Source organism: Laribacter hongkongensis DSM 14985, from assembly GCF_000423285.1.
In the GTDB taxonomy this organism is placed as follows: domain Bacteria; phylum Pseudomonadota; class Gammaproteobacteria; order Burkholderiales; family Aquaspirillaceae; genus Laribacter; species Laribacter hongkongensis.
The window spans coordinates 138,199-160,472 of sequence record NZ_KE383997.1 but is presented as its reverse complement, the minus strand read 5'-3'; the positions used below and the strand labels follow the sequence as shown (position 1 = coordinate 160,472).

The following is a 22,274-nucleotide window of genomic DNA, read 5'->3' as shown; positions in this document are numbered from 1 at the left end:
AGGCCATCAGGCGGGCAGGGCGGCCGGTGTATCCACCAGCCAGCGTCCTTCGTGGGCATGCAGGCGGACAGGCCAGCGGTAGACCTGCGACAGCGTGTCGGCTTGCAGCACTGCGGGCGGTGCACCGGCTGCCACTAGCCGGCCGTCGGCAAACAGGGCCGCGTGGTCGGCGTAATTGGCGGCCAGCGTCAGGTCGTGCAGCACCTCCACCACGGTCTTGCCCTGCCGGCACAGGCTGGCCAGCAGGGTCTGCAAGCGGTGCTGGTGGCGCAGGTCCAGGTGATTGGTCGGTTCGTCCAGCAGCAGCACCGGCGCTTCCTGCGCCAGCGCCCGGGCAATCGCCGCCCGCTGGCGTTCGCCGCCCGACAGGGCATCCAGCCGCTTGCCGGCATCGGACACCAGTTCCACGGTTTCGATGGCGGTTTCCACCGCTTGCCGGTCGCTGCCGGTCAGGCGGGAAAACGGCCCCAGATGCGGCACCCGGCCGAGGGCGACGAATTCGCGCACGGTCAGCGGCAGGCCGGCCGGAACATGCTGCGGCACATAGGCCACCTGCCGGGCGCGCTGGCAGCCGCTGAGTCCGGCCAGCGGCCGGCCTTGGCAGTGCACCGTGCCCGAGCGGGCGGGCGACAGGCCGGCCAGCTGGCGCAGCAGCGTGGTCTTGCCCGCGCCGTTGGGGCCGAGCAGGGCCGACAGGCGGCCGGCCGGCAGTGTCAGCGAGACATCGTGCAGGACAGTCTTGCGTCCGATGGCGACGGTCAGGTTGCTGACCGCAAATGCCGGAATGTCAGCCATCGATCAGGTTCCTTTGCTGGCGGCGATACAGCCAGATAAAAAACGGCGGGCCGGCAAAGGCCGCCATCAGCCCCACCGGCAGGTCCAGCGGCCACACCAGGTTGCGTGCCAGCGTGTCCACCGCCAGCAAGAACAGTGCGCCGGCCCAGGCCGACAGGGCGATCAGCCGGCGGCGGCAGCCCCCGACCAGCACCGCCAGCATGTTGGGAATCATCATGCCGACAAAGCCGATCACCCCTGACAGCGTCACGGCGCCGCCGGTGGCCAGTGCCGCGCCAATGGCGGCCAGCCTGCGGGTACGGCGGACGTCAATGCCCAGCGAACGGGCGGCATCCTCGCCCAGCAGCAGGCAGTCGAGGTCACGGCCGATGCCCAGCAGCAGCAGGATGCCGGCGGCCATCACCGTCAGGCACATCGCCAGCCGCTCCGGCGTGGCCGAAGACAGGTTGCCGGCCAGCCACGAGGTGGCCGAGCGCAGCGTCAGGTCGTCGGACAGGAACATGACGAGGCTCATGATGGCGCCGCAGAACGCTCCCGCCACCAGCCCCATCAGCAACAGCCCCGCCAGCCCGCCACGCACCAGCCGGGCCAGCAGCAGGATCAGCCACGTAGCCAGCAGGCCACCGGCAAAGGCGGCCAGCGGCAGCGACCAGCCACCGGCCCCGATGGCCAGTACCGTGACCACGGCGAGGGCGGCACCGCTGGAGGTGCCGATCAGGCCCGGGTCGGCCAGCGGATTGCGGAACAGTGCCTGCAAGGCCGCGCCGCTGGCGGCCAGCGCCGCCCCGACGGCCAGTGCAGCCAGAATGCGCGGTACGCGCAGGCTGCTGACCAGCGGATCGGAAAAGTCCGGCCAGCGCAGCGCATCGCCACCGGCGGCCAGCGCCAGCAGGGGCAGCACCACACTGACCACCAGGAGGCCCGGCAGCACCGGGCGGCGGCCGGAAACGGAAACATCCCGCATTTACAACCCCCGCAAGGTCTCGACCACGGCCGGGCTGTGCAGGCCGATCATCATGGCGTCCCTGGCCGTCATTTCGATCACCCGGCCGTTGCGGCCGGCCGGTGTGGCCTGGATGTCCGGGCGTCGGGCAAACGCTTTGGCACCGCCATGCACGGCGGCATTGTGGCTGGCGAGGATGATCACGTCCGGCCGCAGCGCCTGCCATGCCTCGCGTGATAACGGTTTGTTGCCGTTGAGTCCGGCTGCGGCATTGATGCCGCCGGCAGCGCGGATCAGCGTATCGGCCGGCGTGCCGGCGCCGGAGACCAGCGTGCCGTCGTAGCTGACCAGATAGCGTTTGCCGGTGGCCGGCCGCGGTGCCATGCGGGTCTGCCAGTCGCGGGCCAGCGCCTCGGCGGCGGCCGGACGGCCGACCAGCTCGCCGACCTTGCGGATGGCGGAGCCAAAGTCGCTGCCATCCTCGCGCACCGAGACTTCCACGGCGCGCACGCGCAGCCGTTCCAGCTGTTCCCAGACCGTTGGCGGCTGGGCGGCTGCGCTACCGAGTACCAGCGTGGGCTGGCGGCGGGCGATGGTTTCGGCCGACAGCGAGCGCGAAAACCCGATTTCCGGCGCGTGGGCCAGCTCCGGTGCGCGGCTGGAGCGGTCGCGGCCGACCACTTCACCTGCCGCACCCAGTGCCACCACGATGTCGGACACGTCGGACGTGACCACCACCACCCGTTCGGCAGCCCACAGCGGGGCGGCCAGTGTCAGGGCAAGGAGGCCGAGCCAGCCGGACTTAGGCATGGTCCGCCTCCTCGGGGGCCAGTTCGCACACCAGCTGGCGCCACTCGGGGCGTTCGGGCCGGCCGGGCTTGCGTTCGCCAAAGAAGGTGACGATGGATTCGCCGGCATCGTTGAAAAGCTCGAGCGACGTCACCACGCCGTTGTCGCCGGGCTTGTGCGTAACCCAGGCTTCGGCGATGTCATTGGTACGCAGGTGCAGGTTGAACTGCGGGTCGAGGACGTTGAGCCAGTCGCCGACGGTCCTGATCTCTTTCACCGGGCCGGTGTGAATCTGGATGATGCTGCCGTTGCCGGCAAACACCATGACCGGCAGGCCGGTGGCGGCCGCACGGCGCAGCAGGGTTTCCACCGCGTCGGCCCGCACGCGCCAGGCCTGGCCGGCCGGCGCCAGCCGGAAGGCCTGCGGGCGGGTCAGCCCGTACTGCTTGAGCAGCGGGTGGAATTCGTGCACGTCCTTGAGGGCCAGCCAGTCAGCCTGGAAGGCGGCGGCGTCGATGGCGCTGTCGGGTTGTTCGGGTTCCGGCGCCGGGCGGGTGTCGAATGCCGCTTCGCCCTTGTCGATGGCGAAGCGGTCGCGCAGGGCTTCAAATGCCGCCACGTCGCTTTCGGCGGTCAGGTACACCTTCTGGATGGCCTGTCCGTAGCGGTCGAAGAACTGTAGCGAGCGCCGGGTGCCGCGCGGGGTGGATTCTTCCAGCGCAAAGGCGTAGCGCCAGTGGAACAGGAAAAAGCGCAGGTCGACGATCGGGTTGATGGCGAGTCCGACCTTGCCTTCGATCTGGACGTGGCGGTAGTCGCCGGTGAGTTCGTGCACGCAGGCCTCGTTGCGGGCCAGTGCCATGACCGGGCCCAGACTGGCGACGGACTGGAGCAGGGTGCTCCAGTTATCGTCGGCCAGGCGCCGGGCGGCCGGATTGGCAAACACGAGTTCGCATTCGCTGACCCCGAGCTGGCGGGCCGCATCGCGGGCGCGCAGGCCGGGCGTGCCGGCCTGCAAGGCGCGAAACCGGTCGAGCAGGGCGAGGGTGGGTTGGTCCATGCAGTTCATCCTTGGCATTGTTGTGGTGATGGTCGGAAAGCGGGTTTGCTGCCGGTGCATGGCACCTGTGCGGGGTGACCTGCACCGGCATGCGCCGGGTGGCCGCGGGGCCGTGCACGCCGGCCGGGTGCTGATCAGAACGTTAGTTCGTAACTGGCGCTGACGTTGCGCCCGGGCCGGGTAAAGCGCGCCAGGACGCGATCGGTGGTGGCGAGGCCGCGTACGTCGGCGGCGTTCCAGTAGGTGCGGTCGAAGACGTTGAAGACGCCGACACGCAGCATGTGGTTGCGGACCGGGCTCCAGTAGGCGGTCAGGTCCAGCGTGGCGTAGCCGGGTACCTTGAAGGTGCTGTCGTTGCTGACGCGTTTCTTTTGCGACACGGCCTTGACGAAGGCTTCGGCCCCCCAGTCCTGGCTGTCGTAACGCAGGCCGGCGACGGCGGTGAACGGGGCTACCGAATCCAGCGGCCGGTCATCGGTCTGGTTGTTGCCCTGGGCCCATGCCAGCGAGCCCGTCAGGCGCCAGCCCGGTGCCAGCCTCCAGGTGCTTTTGGCTTCCAGCCCGTGGATGGTGACGCGGCCGATGTTCTGGTATTGCGACTCGAAGCTGCCGGGACGGGCCGGACTGCCGATGCCGTTGCCGTTGCTGTCGCCGGTCAGTTCGACCAGCTCGATGAAGTCGCGGTAGCGGTTGGCGTAGGCCGTGATGCCGAAATCAAGGTGGTCCCACGCGCCCTTCAGGCCCAGCTCGATGCCCTGGCTGGTTTCTGACCTGAGGTTGGGGTTGGCGATGACTTCGTAACCGTAGGTCTGGTTGGCGTAGACCATGTTGGCGTCGTCAAACGGTGGTGCCCGGAAGCCGGTGGAAAGCTGTACGAAACCGGTGTAGTGACCGGCAAACGGGATGGACAGACCGAATTTGGGCGAGAAGGCGCTATCGCTGAACGAAGGCACGCCGCCGGCCGGATTGGCGTTGAGATAGGCCTGGTCGACTTCTGCACGCATCCGGTAGTAGTCCCAGCGCAGGCTCGGCGAGGCGACGATGCCGTTGGCGAACCGGATTTCGTCCTGCACGAACAGGCCCAGCCGGTCCGAGGTGTTGTCGGGGAAGGTCTTGCTCGGATAGGTTTCGCCGGCCACGACATGGCTGGTGCTGCCGTTGGCACGGATTTCCACCTTGTCGCGTGGCCGGCTGGTGTCGGTGCGGCTGGCATCCACGCCCCAGACCAGCTGGTGGACCAGTCCGCCCCGGTCGAGCTGGTGGCGGGCGTCGAAGGTCAGCCCGTGGCTGGTCTGCCTGAAACCGTAGTCGGACAGGCGGCGGGCGCCGTTGCTGCGCCATTCGGTGCTGTCATCGCTGTTGTCGAGTTTCTGGGTGTAGAGCTTGAGTGCCACCTTGTCGAAGATGCCCAGCTCGCGGGCCTGCCAGCCGAGCGACAGGCGGTCGCGCCGGACGGTGTCGTTGGCCAGCATCCGGGTGATGCTGCTGCTTTGCGAGCTGATCACGTCGGTGTCGGTCTGGCGGCGGTAGTGGTCGAACACCAGTTCCAGCCGCTGGTTGGCAGCCGGGGCAAAGCCGACCTTTGCCAGCACGTTGTCGCTGCTCCAGTCCTGCGGGTTGGGCGTGGTACGGCTGGTGTCCCGGGTGTCGTTGTGACCCTGGTTGCCGGTTTCATGGCCGTTCCGCCGGGTTACCAGCAGCATGGCATCGGCCGTGTCGCCCTTGACGCCGAGCCTGGCAGTCAGGCCGGCCGACTGGTCGGCGCTGGCACCGAAAACCTTGATGCCGCCGCCAAAGCGCTCGTCCGGCATGACGATGTCGTCGACTTCCAGCGTGCGGTAGCCCACCACGCCGCCGATGGCGTCCGAGCCGTACAGGCTGGAAAACGGCCCCTTGACGATGTCGATGGCGCGCAGGCTGTCGAGGTCGATGTAGTCGCGGCCGGAGACAAAGCCGTTGGTGTTGCCGCCGCCGGCGTAGGCATCGGGCAGGCGGATGCCGTCAACCAGCATCAGGATGCGGTTGCCGTCGATGCCACGGATGGTATAGCCGGCATTGCCGCGCCGGGCCGGGTCACTGGCAACGTCGACGCCGGGCTCGTACTTGACGGCATCGGCCATGTCTTCGGCCAGGGTGGCGTCAAGCTTGTGGCGCGAGATGACCACGGCGTTGGGTGCGGTCTGGGCGAGGCTTTTGTCGGTGCGGTGGGCGGTGACTTCGACGGCCTCGAGGCTGGGCAGTTCTTCTGCAAGTGCCGGGAAAGCGGCGGCAAGACTCAGGACAAGCGGGGCAAGACGGGGAACAGCCATGAAAACTCCACGGGAATCGGGTTTTCGCTGGCTGGCATGAGGCTGGCTGGCGGGGATTACTTGGTCAGGATGAGTTTGTTGTTGCTGGTCAGGCGCAGGCGGTAGGTTTCTCCGGCGTGTTCGATCAGGATTTCCCGCCGGTCACGGAACAGCTGCTGGCTGTGCAGGACCACGGGAAGCTGTGGCGGCATGAGGGATGGAAAGGGCGCGGTATTCATGCGAAAAGATGATAATGGTTCTCAACTTGCTCGACAAGAGATCAGGTTGTGAATTTTTCAACTCTTTGTCATGAAACGATTTTTGTTGCAGATGAGATCGGTTCTCGACTATCTTTTGCCTCAGCCAGCCATCGCCAGCCATCCGACTGACCTGTTTTTTCTGGAGATGCGATGGCTGCTTCATCCCCGGCCTGCCATGCCGGCCCGCCTGCCGCTGCCCCCCTGCCGTTTGCCAGCCGCCGGGCCCTGATGCCCATGTGGGGGCAGGCCGTGCTGCCGCCCGAATCCTGGCCCGCAGCCTGGAACACGATTGCCGCCACCCCGCTGCCCGAGCGGGCGCTGGTGTATGTCCACATCCCCTTTTGCGCCAACCACTGCGTCTTTTGCGGCTTTTACCGCAACGGCTGGAATGCCGGCCTGGCGGAGCAGTATGTGGACCGGCTGGTGGCCGACATCGAAGCCGAAGCCGCCCGCCGGCCGGCCGGCGGCAGCATCGCGGCAGTGTATCTGGGCGGCGGTACGCCCACCTTGCTGCCGGCCGGCCAGCTGACGCGCCTGTTGCAGACCCTGCGCCGCTGCCTGCCGCTGTCGCCGGATTGTGAAATCACCGTCGAAGGGCGCATGTCGCATTTTGACGCCGGCAAGGTGGATGCCTGCCTGGCGGCAGGCGCCAACCGGTTTTCCATCGGTGTGCAGACCTTCGACAGCGCCATCCGGCACCGTCTCGGGCGCAAGCACGCCGGAGACGAGGCGGCCGCTTATCTGGCGTGGCTGGCCCGCCATAGCCAGGCCGTGGTGGTGACCGACCTGATTTTCGGTTTGCCCGGCCAGACGGAGGCCGTCTGGCAGCAAGACCTCGATACCGCCCTGTCGCTGGGCCTGTCCGGCATCGATGTCTACGCCTTCAACCTCTATCCGCACCTGCCGGTCAACCGCATGATCGAAAAAGGCGCCTTGCCGCCGGCACCGGGCCTAGCCGAGGTGGCTGCCCAGTACGGCCTCGCTCATCAGGCTTTCACTGCCGCCGGTTGGGAACAGTTGTCCAACAGCCACTTTGGCGCACCGGGACGGGGCGAGCGCAACCACTACAACCGGGCGATCAAGTCCGGTGCCACCTGCCTGGCGTTCGGCGCCGGTGCCGGCGGCAACCATGCCGGACTGAGCTATGCCGTCGAGCCGGACGTGGCGGGCTATATCGGTAGCACCGGCAGCAAGCCGCTGGCCCGGCTGGCCCGGCTGGGCGAACACCACGGCTGGGTCAGCCGCCTGCAAGGCGACGTGGAAGCCGGCCGGCTTGATCCGGCCGTACTGCCGCACCCCGAGCAGCTGGCCGGATCGCTGGCGCGCTGGCAGGACGCCGGCCTCGTCACTCCGGAGCCAGCCGGCACCGGCTGGCAACTGACACCGGCCGGCCGCTTCTGGGGGCCGACCCTGACCCGCGCCGTGGTGGACACCATGATTCCGCCCTCCGCAGACACCATGCCCCCGCATGCCATGATGCACATGATGAAAAGAAAGGAAGCTGCATGACTCCCGAACACCGTTCCGCCCTGCAAGAACGCCTGGCCAGAAACCCCGGCATCATCCTGGAAACCCTGGCCGAAGCCGGTGAAGCCACGCTGGCCGAACTGATTGAATGCCTGCCCGCCGGCTGCTGGCACAAGATGGCCGGCGAGCGGATGACCGACGTGTTGCAGCTGGTGGCCGGCTGGGGCGAGGTCACCACCATCATCCATACCGCCGACGGCATTTTCGAGATCGGCGGTGCCTTTCCGGCCGGCGAAAGCGGCCACGGCTTTTACAACCTCAAGAGCACCGGCGGCCTGCACGGCCACCTGCGTCCCGAGCGCTGCGCTGCCGTTTACGCCGTCGAGCGGCCGTTCATGAACAAGGCCACGGCCAGCCTGCTGTTCGCCAATCACGCCGGCGACATCATGTTCAAGATTTTTGTCGGCCGGGATGCCGAAGGTCAGTTGCGCGCTGACCAGCTCGCAGCCCTGCGCGCCCTGCCGGCCCGGATGGCCGCTGCCACGGAGCCGCCATGCACGACCTGCTGATCTTCGGCGCCACCCGCAACAGCGGCTGGTTGCTGGCCGGGGTGGCCCGTCGCCACGGCCTGTCGGTGGCCGCCATGGTGCGGCCCGACAGCCCGGCCGAAGCCCTGCGCGAGCTGGGCGTCACCGTGCTGTCGGGCGATGCGTTTTCGGAGGCCGACTGCTGCGCGGCCATCGAAGCCGCCCGCCCGCGCTGGCTGGTCAGTACGCTGGGCGGCAAGTCGGCCGATGGCCGGCGCATCGATGCCGCCGGCAACCTGAACGTGATCGGGGCGGCCGAAGCCGTGCCTGGCATCGAGCGCGCGCTGCTGGTGACGAGCTTTGGCTGCGGCGAGCTGTATCCGCAGCTGTCGCCTGCTGCCCGGGCCGCGCTGGGGGACGCTATCCGCGCCAAGAACCTGGCCGAAACCCGCTGGCAGGCGTCGCCGCTGGCCTGGACGCTGCTGCGTCCGGGCGGACTCAGCCATGCCGCAGCCACTGGCAGCTGGCGCTGGCATGACGGTGCGGACGGCAGCGGCAGCTATCTGGCGCGGGCCGACCTGGCTGCGGCACTGCTCGATTTGCTGCTGACTGGTGAAGGCGTGCGCCAAGTGCGTTGCATCTCGGCGGCCTGAGCCGGCCATTGCCACCAAAATGCCAAGCCCGTGCCGCGGGCTTGGCGTAAAATCGCCGCCTTCGTGAAACTCCGGCCGCGTTTTGCCATGCGCAACTTCCGTATTGCCCCCAGTATCCTGTCTGCCGATTTTGCCCGTCTGGGCGAAGAAGTCCGTGATGTGGTCGCCGCCGGCGCCGACATCATCCACTTCGATGTCATGGACAACCACTACGTTCCCAACCTGACCATCGGACCGATGGTGTGCGAGGCCATCCGGCCGCATACCAGCGCGCCGATCGACGTGCACCTGATGGTCAAGCCGGTCGACAGCCTGATTCCGATGTTTGCCAAGGCCGGGGCCAACCTGATCACCTTTCACCCGGAAGCCAGCGAGCACATCGACCGCAGCCTCGGGCTGATCAAGGAACACGGCTGCAAGGCCGGCCTGGTGTTCAACCCGGCCACGTCGCTGAGTTATCTGGATCACGTCATGGACAAGATCGACATGATCTTGATCATGTCGGTCAACCCCGGTTTCGGCGGCCAGTCGTTCATCCCCGAAGCACTCAACAAGATCCGGGCCGCGCGCCAGCGCATTGATGCCTGGACTGCCGTACACGGTGGCGAAATCTGGCTGGAAGTCGACGGCGGCATCAAGGCCGGCAACATCCGTGCCGTGGCCGAAGCCGGTGCCGATACCTTCGTGGCCGGTTCGGCCATCTACGGACAACCCGACTACCGCGCCGTGATCGATGCCATGCGCGCCGAACTGGCCCAGGTTGCCTGAAGGAATCCCGCCGATGCCGCTCCTTGCCCTCAAGGTCGACGTCCATACCCGCCACGGACTGCTGCATGGCGTGCCGAAGCTGGCGGAACTGCTGGCCGCTGCCGGCGCCAGTGCCACGTTCTGCCTCAATGTCGGCCCGGACCGGGCCGGCCGGGTGCCGGCGGCCGAATGGCTGGCCAAGGACAGCTTCAAGCTGCGCCGCCAGCTGCCGTGGAGCACCCGGATGGCGGGTCGCTGGTGGCTCGGCCGCCAGCCCGGCCGCGCCGGGCGCCAGGTCTGCCAGCAGTTGCAGGCTGCCGGTTTCGAGCTGGCGCTGGCTGCCTGGGATCAGGCCGCCTGGCGGCAGGAAGCCCTGACCGGCGAGGCCGAGTGGTCGCGCAAGACGCTGGAACACGCCCGCACGGCTTTCAGCCAGCTGACCGGCCAGCCGGCAGCCGGCATTGCCTCGCCGGGCTGGCGCATCAACTGGCCGGCCATGCGCGAACTGCAACAGCAGGGCTTTGCCTGGGCCAGTGATACCCGTGGCTCACGGCCGTTCATCCCGGTGCATCACGCCGAAATCGTGGCCGTGCCGCAGTTGCCGACCACGCTGCCGACGCTGGACGAAGTGCTGGCCGACATCGGCAATGACGAAGCCCATGCTGCCGAGCGCCTGCTCGGCCTCAGTGCGCGCGTGCCGGCCGGCGGCTGCCACGTCTACACCCTGGCGGCCGAGCGCGAAGGCGGTGCGTTTGCCGCCGTGTTTGAAGCCCTGCTGGCCGGCTGGCAAGAGCAGGGCTGGCAGCTTGTCAGTCTCGGCGAACTGGCCGCCAGCCTCGACATGGACAGCCTGCCGCGCTGCAACCTCAAGTGGGAGGCCTGGCCCCGGCGTCCGGGCGAGCGCACCCAGCAGGGCGATCCGGCGTTTGCCGGCTGAACTGTCCGCAACAGGAGTCCGGACTTCATCAGGCCGGTGCGCCTGGCCCCGGCAGGCAATACGGGCCGTTTCGGCCGATGCCGGCCGGGGGAACCCGGAGCCGGCATCCTGCGGATGCTCTAGCCCAGCCGCTGGGCCAGTCCGCTGTGGCGGACGGTGCGGCGGCTGACGGCACGCCGGAAAATGTCGGCACTGCCCACCAGTGTCAGCCGGTCACGGGCGCGGGTGATGCCGGTATACACCAGCTCGCGGGTCAGGATCGGGCTGTCGTGCTGCGGCAGCAGCAAGACGGTGTGGCTGAATTCCGATCCCTGTGACTTGTGGACCGTCATGGCAAACGCGCTTTCCACGTCGGTCAGCCGGCTGGGCAATACCTGGCGTACCCGGCCGTCGGGCAGGGCAAAGCACACGCGCAGCGTGGCGTCGGGCATCGGCAGGGCAATGCCGGTGTCGCCGTTCATCAGCCCGAGTCCGTAATCGTTTTTCAGCACCATCACCGGGCGGCCGGCATACCATTCGCTGCGACCGGCCGGCAGCAGCCCGGCTGTGCGCAGGCTGGCCTCGATGGCGGCATTGACGCCGCTGACGCCTTCCTCGCCCTGGCGCAGGGCACACAGCACCCGGAAGCGGTTGAACGCCTCCAGCACCTGGCGCGCCCAGCCGTCGGGATCGCCCTGGTCGCCGGCGGCCATGATTTCCAGATAGGCGCGGTAACTGGCGGCCTGCCAGCCTGCCGGGCTGCCACTGCTGCGGCCCTGTAGCGCCAGCTGTTCGATGCAGCGGGAAGCCGGCTCCAGCCGGGCGATGCTGTCGGCGTGACGCGGCCACACGGTGGCCGCCCGCGAGGCATCGCCGTCGTTCACCGCGCGGGCCAGCTCGCCGATGCCGCTGTCGTCCCCGAAGCGGTGGCTCTTTTTCAATACCACCACATGGTCGGTCAGCGCTCCGGCTGGCAGGCCGTCGGCCTTGACCGCATAGCCGCTGGCCGCGCCCAGCCAGGCTGCCATTTCGTGGCTGCCGGCCCATTGCGCCGGATCCTGCACATCCACCCGGCTGCCGGCGCACAGGCTGCCCAGCACGGCACCGGCCTCGACCGAAGCCAGCTGGTCCTTGTCGCCCAGCAGGATCAGCCGGGCATGGGCCGGCAGGGCCGAGAGCACCGCGGCCATCATTTCAAGGTCGATCATCGAGGCTTCGTCGATCACCAGCACGTCCAGCGGCAGCGGCTGGCCGGCATGGTGACGGAAATGCCGGCTGTCCGGCAGCGGGCCCAGCAGCCGGTGCAGGGTCGACACCTCGGCGGGGACATGCTCGCGGACGGCCGGGTCAAGCCGGGCCACCGCCTGGCGGATCGAATCCTGCAAGCGGGCCGCCGCCTTGCCGGTGGGGGCAGCCAGCCGGATTGCGAGCGGCGTCCTGCCGGCATCCAGCGTCAGTCCCTGCAACAGGCCCAGCAGGCGGACCACCGTGGTGGTCTTGCCGGTGCCCGGACCGCCGGAAATGATGCAGAACCCCAGCCGGGCCGCCAGTGCCACCGCCACCGACTGCCAGTGGGTCTGGCGGCGGGCCGCTTCGTCGGCATCACGCATGTCGGCCAGCAGCCGGTCCAGCCGGACGGACAGGTCGTCCGGCACCGCCAGGCGCTGCGGCAGGCGGGCGCGGATGGCCTCCGCCACGGTTTCCTCGCACTGCCAGTAGCGGCGCAGGTACAGGTTGTGGCCGGCCAGCACCAGCGGCGCACCGCTGTCGGCCGGCGGCCGGTCGATACAGGCGGCACTTTCGAGCTGCGCCAGCCAGCCGGACAGCGGCCCGGCAAATACCGGCAAGGCCGTCAGGTCCGGCGTATCGCCATCGTCGGCCCAGCCCAGCGTGGCGGCCGGGTCGGCATGGACGGCGGCCAGGTCCAGCGCCGGATGGCCGCGCCCCAGCTGGTGGCTGGCCAGTACGGTGGCCAGCAGGACGGCCGGCGGGGTGTCCGGTACGTGTCCGGCCAGAAAGCGGGCCAGCGCCCGGTCCAGCGGACGCAGGCGGCGAGTCCCGACCAGGGTGTCCAGTACGGCAAACAGGGAATCAGGCGTCAGCATCGGGCGTCTCGCAGGCAAACAGGTGGTCGAGCCGGTCCAGCAGGGCCAGGTCGGCGGGCAGGTGCACGATGCCGGCACCGGGGCCGTCGGTGCCGCGCAGGAACCAGCAGACAAAGCCGCCCAGCCGGGTGGCCGGATCGTAGTCCGCACCGAGTCGCGCGCGCAGCAGGCGGTGCAGGGCCAGGAGGTACAGCATGCCCTGCAACTCGTAGCGGTGCGCCAGCATCTCGTCGCGCAGGGCGTCGGGGTGGTAGCTGCCGGGCGTGTCGCCCAGCCAGTTGGACTTGTAGTCGAGCACGTAAAAACGGCCTTCGTGCTCGAACACCAGATCGATGAAGCCCTTGAACAGTCCTTGCAGCGACTGCGGCAGCAGCGCCGGGCGGGCATGACCGGGCCAGACGGCGACAGACACGGCCGCATCCAGTGCCGTGGTCGCCAGTTGCGGGTTGCCGAGCCAGAATTCGGTTTCGGCCCGTGCCGACCGGGGCGGCAGGGCCGCCAGCGTCACCGGCGAAGCATCATTCAGCGGCAGCGGCCGGGTCAGCACCCACGGCAGCCAGCCGTCAAAAAAGTCGATCCAGCCTGCCAGTTCCCGGCGCTGGCAGCGGCGTGCCAGCAGGTCGCGGCGTTCGGCAGCCAGCTCGCAGGTGCGGCCAAAGCCCTGCTGTGCCGCCCATTCGAACAGGCCGTGCAGGAAAATCCCCGCCTGCGGACCACGCCAGAATCCGGCCAGGGTGCGGCCGGCAATCGGCAGCACCGGGCTGTCGGGCATGGCCGTGTCGTCGATGCGGTTGGCTGCCGCGCTGTCCTCGGCTGCCGGCGTGCCGGCCTGTGCCGGGCCGGTCAGCAGGGCGCTGTAACTGGCGATGCGCCAGCGGCGGGCGATGCGGCGGGTCAGCCGGCGGGCCGGAAACAGTACCGGCGCCGGAGTGCTGTCGCAGTAGCGTGGCGGCGGATCAGCCGGTGGCGTGTCATCCAGCCGGATGTCGCTGCCCGCCTGCGCCAGCGCGTGCAGGCGGCCGGCAAGGCGTCCGGGATCGCTGTCCAGCTGCAACAGGCGGCCGATGGCGCTGCCGGCCAGCAGGTCGCCGGTGCCGGACAGCGGTGAGAGGCCGATCCACAGCGCATGCCGCGCCCGCGTCAGGGCGACATACAGAAGCCGCATGTCCTCCTGCGCGCTTTCGCGCTGCATGGCGGCCAGTCCGTCGGCGTCCTGGCCGGTCAGGTCGACGTGCAGCCGGCCGTCCCCGTCATGCCAGAAAATGCCGTTGCGCCCGTCCGGTAGCGCGCGGCCACCGGCGAGAAACGGCAGGAACACCAGCGGGTATTCCAGCCCTTTGGACTTGTGCAGCGTGACCACGCGCACGCGCGCATCTTCGCTTTCCAGCCGCAGCACGCTTTCCTGCGCGGCATCCGGCTGTTCGGTCAGCCGCTCCAGGTGCCGCAGCACGCCGACTTCACCGTCAATGCCGGCGGCGTCGGCCTGCAGGCGTTCGGCCAGATGCAGCAGGTTGGTGAGCTGCCGTTCGCCGTCTTCGTCGCGGCGGGCAAGGAGGCGCGCCGGCAGCCGGTAGTCGTGCAGCAGGGCCAGCAGCATCGGCAGCACGCCCTGCTGGCGCCAGGTCTGGCGGTAGCTGCGGAAGCGCTCGCTGGTGCGTTCCCATTCACGTTCGTCGTTGAACAGCCGGTCCAGCCCGGCATAGTCGAGGCCCAGCGTGGCGGTGGCCAGCGCCAGCCGCAGGCGGGCGTTGTCTTCGGCGTAGAGCACGGCGTCCAGCCAGCGCACCAGGTCCTGCGCTTCCTGGCTGGCGAAGACCGAATCCTTGTCTGACAGGTATACCGACCGCACGCTGCACAGGTCCAGGGCCCGGCGGATGGCGGCGGCTTCCTGCCAGTCGCGTACCAGCACGGCAATATCGCGCGGGGCCAGCGGCTCGAATCCGCCGTCGTCGGCCAGCAAGCCGGCTTCGCTGTCGTTGAGCAGGGTGGTGATGGCTTCGGCGGCCCGGCGGGCAAACTCCTGGCGGTAGTCGTCCTTGTTGCCGGCTTCCTGGCGCCAGGCCAGCGTCAGGGGCGGCACGGGCATGCCGCCCTGCACCAGCTGCTCGCTCCGGCCGGCGGCCCGCACGGCCTGGAAGGGAATGTCCGGCCGGCCGAATACCGTTTCCGATACCGTGCCGGCTTCGGGCGAACCGCAGAACAGCCGGTTGACCACGCCGACCATGGCCATGGTCGAGCGCCAGTTGGTGTCGAGGGTGTAGCGCTGTTCCGGCCGGGTATCGTGACGGGCGGCGAGATAGGTGAAGATGTCGGCGCCGCGAAAGGCGTAGATCGCCTGCTTCGGATCGCCGATCATCAACAGCCCCAGCCGCGCCTCCGGGCCGGCATCGGCGTACAGCGTGCGGAAAATGGCGTACTGGGCCGGGTCGGTATCCTGGAATTCGTCGATCAGGGCAACCGGGTAGGCCTGGCGCAGGGCCTGGGCCAGACGCTCGCGGTTCGGGCTGTCCGGTGCCAGCGCCTGTGCCAGCCCGCGGATCATGTCGTCAAAGCCGATTTCCGCCCGGCGGGATTTTTCGGCGGCCAGCGCTGCGGCGATGCTGCGGGTAGCGTGGGTCAGCAGGGCGGCGCGCAGGCTGGTGTCGGCCAGCGCCGGCTGCAACAGCCGCTCGACGGCAAAAAACGGCTCCGGCGGATCGAACGACATGCCGGCCTTGAGGACATCAAGGATACCGGCCGGCGTCAGGCGCCAGCGCGCCGTTTCGAACGGCTTGCCCGCCAGCGGCAGGTCGTCGCTGTCGCGTGCCAGCCAGTCGGCCAGGTCGTCCAGCCATTTCTGGCAGGAATCGGCCCGCACCTTGTTGCCGTTGACGGTTTTGTTCTCGCGCAGGCCGGTCAGCGTGCGCGCCAGCTCTTCCAGCCAGCCCTGCTGGCGCCAGGCGGCTTTTTCCGCCCGGCGGGCGGCGAGGATGGCCTCGACCGGCGTCCAGTCGGCCGGTCCGGCCGGCAGCCGCCCCAAAAGCGGCAAGGCCAGGAGGCCCAGCTCGGCCGGGCTGGCGGCAATGGCCTGCAAGGGCAGCAGGCGCGCGCGCGGCAGCGGATAGAAATGCCGGCGCCAGTAGTCGTTGACGGCCTGCTCGCGCAGTGCGCTTTCGTCGGTGTTGACCGTCAGCTCGAACAGGCTGCCGCTGTCGAAGGCGTGCGTGCGCAGCATCTTCTGGCAGTAGGCATGGATGGTGAAAATGGCGGCTTCGTCCATCCATTGTGCGGCCAGTTCCAGCTGGTGCGCGTGGCGGCCGCGCTGCCCGGCCGGATAGTCGTCCAGCAGTCCGCGCAGGAAGGCGTCGTCACTGTCGTTCTGGCGAAAGGCCCGGGCCGCTTCGACCAGCCGGCTGCGGATGCGTTCGCGCAGTTCTTCGGTGGCGGCTTCGGTAAACGTCACTACCAGGATCTGTGGCGGCAGCAGGCCGCCTGCGTTGTAAGCCAGCCCGTCGTCTTCCGAACGGGCGCCCAGCACCAGCCGCAGGTAGAGGGCAGCGATGGTAAAGGTCTTGCCGGTGCCGGCGCTGGCCTCGATCAGGCGCAGGCCGTGCAGGGGAAAGCGGCGCGCGTCGAGCGCCTGCATCAGGTTGCTCATGCGGCAGACTCCGGAACGGTGACGCTGGCCAGCAGCGGGGCATACAGGTCGGTGGCGAGTGCGTCGAGGCGGGCGAGGTCCAGGTCCTCGAAGGCCGGAAAGAGCCGGGCCAGCGCCGGGCTTTCTGCTCGCTCGCCGGTGCTGTGATAACCGCCTTCGTAAGCCTGGCGGGCCGCGGATGCGTCCTGCTGTTGCAGCCAGACGCCGGCAGTCTTGCAGGGCAGCGGCAGCGGCTCGCCGTGGGCTTGCCGCCAGTATCCGGCCAGCACCTGGAGGCAGTGGCGGGCTTCGTCGGCCGGCAGCGGTGCCAGTTGCAGGGTGACGGTTTCGCCGACGATCAGGGTGGGGATGGCGAGGCCGGCTGCCTGCAAGGCCAGGTGGGCCGGCCAGAAACCGACCAGGGTGTGCAGGCGCGGTATCCAGCGGGTATCGGCTCCTCGCCCGGCGCTGTCGGCCAGCCGGCCCGTGCGCATGACGCGGCGGCGCAGCGGCGGGCTGTCGGCGGCCACCGCCTGCAAGCCGTCGCAGTGGGCCAGCAGGGTGGCGGTCTGGTCACCGGCCAGCGGCAACAGCAGCGGGGGCAGTGTCAGTGGCGGCAGGTCGGTCAGGTCATCCAGCCGGTGCCAGTTCTGGCGCAGTGCCATGACCGGCGCATGGCAGGCCTGTAACAGCTGGGCGCCGGCAGCACCGAACGGCAGGCCGCCTTCTTCGGTCAGGCGGGTGGCTGCGGCATGCCAGTGCCGGCCGGTTTCGGCCTCGGGCACGTCACGCACGGCTTCCAGCAGGCGGGACTTGAGCTGGTGCGTGGCCAGCGGGTCCAGCGCGAACGGTTCGTCCTCGGCCAGTTCGTCGAGTTCGCCAAAGCGGACTTTCAGCCGGCCGTGCAGGAAGGTGGCGGCCGGCTGGCGCAGGAAGCGTGCGAGCGTGACGGCGTCGGTCCGGCCGTCCCAGTCGGGCAGCGGCAGGGGCAGTGCGGCGGCGGGTTCGGCCGGTGGATCGGTTGCGTCGTGGATGGCGCGCCAGTCGCTGTCGTAGGTAAAGAGCGGCGGCTGCTCCGGTTGCGGGCGGGCATCCGGCGCCCGGGAAAAATAGCGCGGGCTGAACGGTTGCAGCGGGTGTTCGGTGGTCAGGGCGGCGAGGAGGCCGGTGGTGGCCGGCTCCGTTCCGAGTGGCGCCGCCTGCCAGCCGGTGGCCAGATAGTCGCGCAGTTGCTCGACCAGCACCGAAGGCGGCCGCGGACGGTTGTCACGCGGGCTTTTGCCCACCCAGCTCAGATAGAGGCGACGGCGGGCCGACAGCAGGGCCTCGAGCAGCAGGTAGCGGTCGTCGTCGCGGCGCGAGCGGTCGCCGGGGCGGTAATCCTGCGCCATCAGGTCAAAGTCGGCGCGGTTCTGGCTGCGCGGGTAGTCGCCGTCGTTGAGCCCCAGGAGGCAGATCACCTTGAACGGGATGGCGCGCATCGGCATCAGGGTGCCGAAGTTGACCGCCCCGCCGAGAAAGCGCATCGACACGCTGGTGTCGGCCAGTTGACCAAGCAGCACGTCGCGGACCACCTCCAGCGGCAGGCGGGTATCGGCGAGGCCGTTGCCGTCCAGCGTGGCCACCCAGTTGTCGAGCGTGTCGGCAATGCCGGCGTACAGCAGCAGGTCGTGCTCGTCCTTGATGTCGAGACAGGCCTCGACCAGGTCAGCGATGCGTGCCTGCCAGCCGGCCGGAGTGGCGGGCTCTTGCAGGCACTGCCGCCAGTGCGCCAGCGTGGAGAGCAGGTCTGCCAGCTGGCCGGCCAGCGCGGCGTCCATGCCGCCGACTTCGTCGTATGGCGCCATGCCTTGCCAGCTGGCGCCGGCACCGCAGGCATAGCCCAGCAGCATGCGATCCAGCCCGAAGTGCCAGCTGTTCTGGTCAAAATCGTCCGGCATGCCGAGTTCGGCGCGCTGGGCGGCAGACAGCCCCCAGCGGATGCCGCTGCCCTCGATCCAGCGGGTCAGCAGCGGCAGGTCGGTTTCGCGCAGGCGGAAGCGCCGGCGTACGGCGGCCACGTCCAGCAGCTCCAGTACCTCGCTGACGGTCAGCCGCAGCGCGGGCAGGTCCAGCAGCTGTTGCAGGGCCCGCAGCAAGGGTTCGGTGCTGACGGCCGACTGGTCGGACAGGGCAAACGGGATGAAGCGCGGATGGTCGGGCGGCAGCTTGCCGAAGACCGCCCGGATGAAGGGCGCGTAGCTGCTGATGTCCGGCACCATCACCATCACGTCGCGCGGTTTCAGCGCCAGCTCGGGGTCGTCGAACATGGCCAGCAGCTGGTCGTGCAGGATTTCCACTTCGCGCAGCGGGCTGTGGGCGACATGAAAGGCAATTGAATGGTCCGGCAGCGGCAGGCGGTGCGGTTCAGCCGGCAGGGGCTCCAGTTCCAGCACGGCCTGCTGGACCTGTTGCAGCAGCGGCAGGGTCCCGGCGGGCACGGCCTCGTCGAACAGGTCGATGTCCTGCGCATGCGTGGCGGCCGCGCTTTGCCAGCGGTCGTAGTCAGCCAGCAGGGCGATGAAGTCGCGCCCCTGCCGCCCCCACGATGCCAGCAGGGGATGGGCGTGCAGGTGCAGGGTGCTGTCGTCGAGGGCGGCCGGCATGCCGCTGCGGCGGCGGTGGCGCTGTTCGGCCTGGCGGCGCAGCCATTCGCGGCCTTCGACGATGTCGCCCCAGTAGTAACGGCAGGGATTGTTGACCGCCATCAGGACGTGACTGTGGCGGCTGATGGCGTCCAGTGCCTCCAGCGTCTGCTGCGGCAGCGCCGACAGGCCGAACACCACCACCCGTTCCGGCAGGCTGCCCGGCGGTGGCGTGCCTTCGCGCAGTGCCGCGACAAACCGCTGGTGGACTGCCGCCCGGTGGGTATGGCGGGCGCTGGCCAGCTGCCCGGCCAGCCGGCGCCACAGCTCGGCCTGCCAGCGTTCACCTTCGGGCAGGGGGGCAGGACGGCCGTGGCGGGTGATGTCGTCGTGGCCGTTTTCCCAGCCGGTCAGCCAGTCGGCCCGGTAGGACTGGTACTGGTCGTAGAGGTCGGCCAGCTGGTGGGCCAGCTGGTACAGGCGCCGCGGGTCGGCATCGGCTTCGACAAAACGTGCCAGCGGCGCGAATACCGGCTCGTGCAGCCAGGCCGGCAGCTCCCGGTACAGGCGCCAGCTGAGCGGCGCCTTGTCGAACGGTGACTGGGCCGGCACGCTGTCTTCGCCCAGCACGGCCCGGTAGCAGCGCCACAGGAAGCCTTGCGGCAGCTGGAAATCCAGCGCGGCGGCAATGCCGGCCGGGGATTCGGCCAGTGCGTGCTTGAGCCACTGCGCCATGCCCTGGCTCTGTACCAGAAAGACCTCGTCGTCCAGCGGGCTGGACAGGGGATCGCGGGCCAGCCAGGCCAGGATCACGTCGCGCAGCATTTCGGCGCGGTTGGCATGCAGGATGGTAAAGCCGGTCAGGGCAGTCATGGGCAGCGGGCGGGCAAGGACAAACTGCCGATGATAAACGCCGCGGCAGCCGGTGTCCGCTGGCAGGTTTGGCTGGCGCGCCGCTCGCGGGGGAGTGGGGCGGCGCGAGCGCGACAAAGGTCACGGAAAACCACTGGCGCCAGGTAGCTGCGGGCGGAAGATGAGGCTGCCGGCGTCAGCAGGGCCGGGCCGCCCTGATGCTGGTGGCTTGTCCGGCTGGTGAGTTCGTCAGGGCGGATTCCGGGAGGAAACGATGGCAGGCTGGCGTAAAAGCAGGCAGCCACGGGCCGGTTGGTGATCCGGGCCGGGATGGCAACAGGGGCGTGCCTGTGCCGGCAATCACAGGGGGAGTCCGTTGGCCGCAGGGTACGGCAACTGCCGGAATCGTGCCGGCCTAGGCCCGGGAAATCAGGACGGTAGCCAGCCGGCCAGCGCCCGGGCTGTCCGGCCGGATACGGGTGGATCAAAGGCCGCTGTAGGCTTCCTGCATGGCCCAGCGCAGCTTGATGTTGTTGGCCAGCTGGGCGACAGCGGTGGCGTAAAGCGTGCTCTTGTTGTAGCGGGTGATGGTGTAGAAATTCTGCAACCCCATCCAGTACTCGGTCACGCCGGCCTGCATTTCCAGCGGGTAAACCACTGCCTGCACCTGGTCCGGTACGCCGGCCGGCATGTCGACACCCAGCCCGCGCAGTTCGGCTGCGCTGTAGTGCAGGTTGAATTTCTCGGCAGCCAGTTTTTCACCCATGGCCGGGTTGACGCTGACCGGCAGGATGATGTCGGCACCGTGCTGCCAGCCATGCTGCTTGAGGTAATTGGCGACCGAGGCGATGGCGTCAGCCGGCGTGCCCCAGATGTCGCGGCGGCCGTCGCCGTTGCCGTCCACTGCCCACTGGCGGAAGCTCGACGGCATGAACTGCGCCATGCCCATGGCACCGGCGTAGCTGCCCTTGAAGCTTTGCGGATCGGCTTTTTCCTCGCGTGCCAGCGTCAGGAACTCAGCCAGCTCGTTTTGGAAAAACGCGGCCCGGCGCGGATAGTCAAAGCCGATGGTGGAGAGAGCGTCCAGTACCCGGAAGCTGCCCATGTTGCGGCCGTAGCCGCTTTCAATGCCAAGGATGGCCACGATGGCTTCCGGATCCACGCCGTAGCGTGCTTCGGCGTCGGCCAGTGCCGCAGCGTGCTGGCGCCAGAAGGCTGCACCTTCGGTTTCCAGCCGGCTGTTCACGTGGGCCGGGCGGAACTGGTACCACGGCCGCGCGGTCGAGGGACGGTCAAGGATGGTCAGGATGTTGGGCTTTTTTTCGGCGGCTTGCAGCGATGCGGTCACCGCTTCGCGCGACAGGCCGTGTTCGGCCACGACCTTGTTGATGAATGCCTGGACGTCCGGGCGGGCGATCAGGGCATCGTCGGCCAGTGCCGGCAGGGAACAGGCCAGCAGCAGGCCGGAGAACAGGGATTTCATGGGCAGCAGTGTTTTCACGGGAAACGGACCGGTCAATGGGATGAGGGAGCGTCGGAGCCCGACAGCGGGCTGGACAGGGCGCTGGATACCAGCCGGGCGGTGATGTCGACGATCGGGATGACGCGCTCGTAGTTCATGCGCGTGGGACCGACCACGCCAAGCGTGCCGACGCGGGTGCCGTCGAAGGTATAGGGCGCGGTGACGACGGTACAGCCGTCCAGTGGCGACAGGCCGGATTCTTCACCGATGAACAGGCTCACGCCCTGTGCCTGGCGGCTGATGTTGAGCAGGTGCAGCAGCTCGGTCTTGTGTTCGAACATGTCGAACAGCCGCCGCAGCGAGGCCAGGTCGGACGACAGTTCTTCCACCGACAGCAGGCGCTTTTCGCCGCTGACCACGATGTCGTCCTGCGAGGTGGCTTCCTTGCTGGCGTGGATGGCGGCCGTCATCAGGCGGGCAATGTGGCCTTGCAGGCTGGCCAGTTCCTGCTCGAGGTCGCGGGTGATGTGCTCAAGTGACTGGCCGGCGTAGTGGTGGTTGAGGTAGTTGGCGGTTTCGATCAGCTCGCCCGGCGTGTAGTCGCGGTCGGTGACCAGCAGGTGGTTCTGCACGTCGCCCAGCGGCGTGACCAGGATCAGCAGGATGCGCTTTTCCGACAGGCGCAGGAATTCGATCTGCCGGAACGCGGCATCGGCCCGCTGCGGCGTGATGACCACGCCGGCAAAGTGGGTGAGGTCGGACAAAAGCTGCGAGGCAGCCGCAGCCATGCGCAGCGGACTGTCCGGATGGATGCCGCTTTCGACCTGGCGCAGCGCCTGCTGTTCCAGCGGGTGCATGGTGAGGAGCTTGTCCACGAACACCCGGTAGCCGCGCGCGGTGGGCACCCGGCCGGCCGAGGTGTGCGGACTGGCCACCAGCCCCATGTCTTCCAGCTCGGCCATGACGTTGCGGACCGAGGCCGGGCTGATGTCGAGGCCTGACAGCTGGGTCAGGGTGCGCGAGCCGACAGGCTGGCCGTCGGCGATATAGCGTTCGACCAGGGTTTTGAGCAGGCGTTGGGCACGATCATTCAGCATGGCAGGTATTTTACGCGAGGCAGGGGACAAGCGGTCGTCTGAGCATTGCATGAGCGGACGGCAGGTTGCAAGA

At 68.7% G+C, this 22,274-nt stretch carries 16 protein-coding genes; 5 read left to right on the top strand and 11 right to left on the bottom strand.

Features of this window, described 5'->3' with window-relative positions; translation table 11 throughout:
• Positions 1-6: 6 nt before the first annotated feature.
• The 6 genes from G542_RS0114875 to G542_RS18305 form a co-directional block, all read right to left on the bottom strand.
• A complete protein-coding gene (locus G542_RS0114875) occupies positions 7-795 on the bottom strand; it encodes an ABC transporter ATP-binding protein (protein WP_027824521.1) in 789 nt (262 codons plus the stop codon).
• Positions 788-1,759, bottom strand: coding sequence for a FecCD family ABC transporter permease (locus G542_RS0114870; protein WP_027824520.1), 972 nt, complete (start codon positions 1,757-1,759; stop codon positions 788-790). The genes G542_RS0114875 and G542_RS0114870 overlap by 8 nt, the downstream gene beginning before the upstream one ends.
• Positions 1,760-2,548, bottom strand: a complete 789-nt coding sequence (locus G542_RS0114865; RefSeq protein ID WP_012696668.1) for a heme/hemin ABC transporter substrate-binding protein — start codon at positions 2,546-2,548, stop codon at positions 1,760-1,762.
• Positions 2,541-3,587 carry a hemin-degrading factor gene (locus tag G542_RS0114860; RefSeq protein WP_027824518.1) on the bottom strand — a complete coding sequence of 349 codons (1,047 nt, stop codon included), beginning with the start codon at positions 3,585-3,587 and terminating at the stop codon, positions 2,541-2,543. The genes G542_RS0114865 and G542_RS0114860 overlap by 8 nt, the downstream gene beginning before the upstream one ends.
• 134 nt (positions 3,588-3,721) lie before the next feature.
• On the bottom strand, positions 3,722-5,896 hold the full coding sequence (locus G542_RS0114855; RefSeq protein WP_027824517.1) for a TonB-dependent hemoglobin/transferrin/lactoferrin family receptor: 2,175 nt from the start codon (positions 5,894-5,896) through the stop codon (positions 3,722-3,724).
• A 56-nt stretch (positions 5,897-5,952) separates the two neighbouring features.
• On the bottom strand, positions 5,953-6,114 hold the full coding sequence (locus G542_RS18305) for a hemin uptake protein HemP (RefSeq protein WP_012696672.1): 162 nt from the start codon (positions 6,112-6,114) through the stop codon (positions 5,953-5,955).
• A gap of 171 nt (positions 6,115-6,285) precedes the next feature.
• Between G542_RS18305 and hutW the strand changes: the two genes are divergently transcribed.
• From hutW to G542_RS0114825, 5 genes are all read left to right on the top strand, one after another.
• Positions 6,286-7,644, top strand: coding sequence for a heme anaerobic degradation radical SAM methyltransferase ChuW/HutW (gene hutW / locus G542_RS0114845; RefSeq protein WP_027824516.1), 1,359 nt, complete (start codon positions 6,286-6,288; stop codon positions 7,642-7,644).
• Positions 7,641-8,171, top strand: a complete 531-nt coding sequence (gene hutX, locus G542_RS19375; RefSeq protein WP_027824515.1) for a heme utilization cystosolic carrier protein HutX — start codon at positions 7,641-7,643, stop codon at positions 8,169-8,171. The genes hutW and hutX overlap by 4 nt, the downstream gene beginning before the upstream one ends.
• A complete protein-coding gene (locus G542_RS0114835) occupies positions 8,156-8,782 on the top strand; it encodes an NAD(P)H-binding protein (RefSeq protein ID WP_027824514.1) in 627 nt (208 codons plus the stop codon). The genes hutX and G542_RS0114835 overlap by 16 nt, the downstream gene beginning before the upstream one ends.
• Positions 8,783-8,869: 87 nt before the next feature.
• On the top strand, positions 8,870-9,550 hold the full coding sequence (gene rpe / locus G542_RS0114830; RefSeq protein WP_012696677.1) for a ribulose-phosphate 3-epimerase: 681 nt from the start codon (positions 8,870-8,872) through the stop codon (positions 9,548-9,550).
• Positions 9,551-9,563: 13 nt separating this feature from the next.
• A complete protein-coding gene (locus tag G542_RS0114825; RefSeq protein WP_027824513.1) occupies positions 9,564-10,466 on the top strand; it encodes a polysaccharide deacetylase family protein in 903 nt (300 codons plus the stop codon).
• Between the two features lie 119 nt (positions 10,467-10,585).
• Here G542_RS0114825 and recD read toward each other — a convergent pair whose 3' ends face one another.
• The 5 genes from recD to hrcA all read right to left on the bottom strand — a co-directional run bounded on the left by recD (position 10,586) and on the right by hrcA (position 22,201).
• Positions 10,586-12,550, bottom strand: coding sequence for an exodeoxyribonuclease V subunit alpha (gene recD, locus G542_RS17235; protein WP_034986104.1), 1,965 nt, complete (start codon positions 12,548-12,550; stop codon positions 10,586-10,588).
• A complete protein-coding gene (gene recB / locus G542_RS0114815) occupies positions 12,537-16,187 on the bottom strand; it encodes an exodeoxyribonuclease V subunit beta (RefSeq protein WP_051190094.1) in 3,651 nt (1,216 codons plus the stop codon). The genes recD and recB overlap by 14 nt, the downstream gene beginning before the upstream one ends.
• Positions 16,184-19,663 (bottom strand): exodeoxyribonuclease V subunit gamma, encoded by a 3,480-nt coding sequence (gene recC / locus G542_RS0114810; RefSeq protein WP_027824511.1) that lies wholly within the window; start codon positions 19,661-19,663, stop codon positions 16,184-16,186. Before recC ends, recB begins: the two co-directional genes overlap by 4 nt.
• Positions 19,664-20,126: 463 nt before the next feature.
• Positions 20,127-21,125, bottom strand: a complete 999-nt coding sequence (gene mltB / locus G542_RS0114805) for a lytic murein transglycosylase B (protein ID WP_012696683.1) — start codon at positions 21,123-21,125, stop codon at positions 20,127-20,129.
• 32 nt (positions 21,126-21,157) lie between these two features.
• Complete coding sequence (hrcA, locus tag G542_RS0114800) at positions 21,158-22,201, bottom strand: heat-inducible transcriptional repressor HrcA (protein WP_012696684.1); 1,044 nt, start codon at positions 22,199-22,201, stop codon at positions 21,158-21,160.
• Positions 22,202-22,274 lie beyond the last annotated feature (73 nt).

Bases quoted from the DNA above. Each gene is read 5' to 3' on its own strand.
- G542_RS0114875 (WP_027824521.1), bottom strand. From the start codon at position 795: ATGGCTGACATTCCGGCATTTGCGGTCAGCAACCTGACCGTCGCCATC.
- G542_RS0114870 (WP_027824520.1), bottom strand. From the start codon at position 1,759: ATGCGGGATGTTTCCGTTTCCGGCCGCCGCCCGGTGCTGCCGGGCCTC.
- G542_RS0114865 (WP_012696668.1), bottom strand. From the start codon at position 2,548: ATGCCTAAGTCCGGCTGGCTCGGCCTCCTTGCCCTGACACTGGCCGCC.
- G542_RS0114860 (WP_027824518.1), bottom strand. From the start codon at position 3,587: ATGGACCAACCCACCCTCGCCCTGCTCGACCGGTTTCGCGCCTTGCAG.
- G542_RS0114855 (WP_027824517.1), bottom strand. From the start codon at position 5,896: ATGGCTGTTCCCCGTCTTGCCCCGCTTGTCCTGAGTCTTGCCGCCGCT.
- G542_RS18305 (WP_012696672.1), bottom strand. From the start codon at position 6,114: ATGAATACCGCGCCCTTTCCATCCCTCATGCCGCCACAGCTTCCCGTG.
- hutW (WP_027824516.1), top strand. From the start codon at position 6,286: ATGGCTGCTTCATCCCCGGCCTGCCATGCCGGCCCGCCTGCCGCTGCC.
- hutX (WP_027824515.1), top strand. From the start codon at position 7,641: ATGACTCCCGAACACCGTTCCGCCCTGCAAGAACGCCTGGCCAGAAAC.
- G542_RS0114835 (WP_027824514.1), top strand. From the start codon at position 8,156: ATGCACGACCTGCTGATCTTCGGCGCCACCCGCAACAGCGGCTGGTTG.
- rpe (WP_012696677.1), top strand. From the start codon at position 8,870: ATGCGCAACTTCCGTATTGCCCCCAGTATCCTGTCTGCCGATTTTGCC.
- G542_RS0114825 (WP_027824513.1), top strand. From the start codon at position 9,564: ATGCCGCTCCTTGCCCTCAAGGTCGACGTCCATACCCGCCACGGACTG.
- recD (WP_034986104.1), bottom strand. From the start codon at position 12,550: ATGCTGACGCCTGATTCCCTGTTTGCCGTACTGGACACCCTGGTCGGG.
- recB (WP_051190094.1), bottom strand. From the start codon at position 16,187: ATGAGCAACCTGATGCAGGCGCTCGACGCGCGCCGCTTTCCCCTGCAC.
- recC (WP_027824511.1), bottom strand. From the start codon at position 19,663: ATGACTGCCCTGACCGGCTTTACCATCCTGCATGCCAACCGCGCCGAA.
- mltB (WP_012696683.1), bottom strand. From the start codon at position 21,125: ATGAAATCCCTGTTCTCCGGCCTGCTGCTGGCCTGTTCCCTGCCGGCA.
- hrcA (WP_012696684.1), bottom strand. From the start codon at position 22,201: ATGCTGAATGATCGTGCCCAACGCCTGCTCAAAACCCTGGTCGAACGC.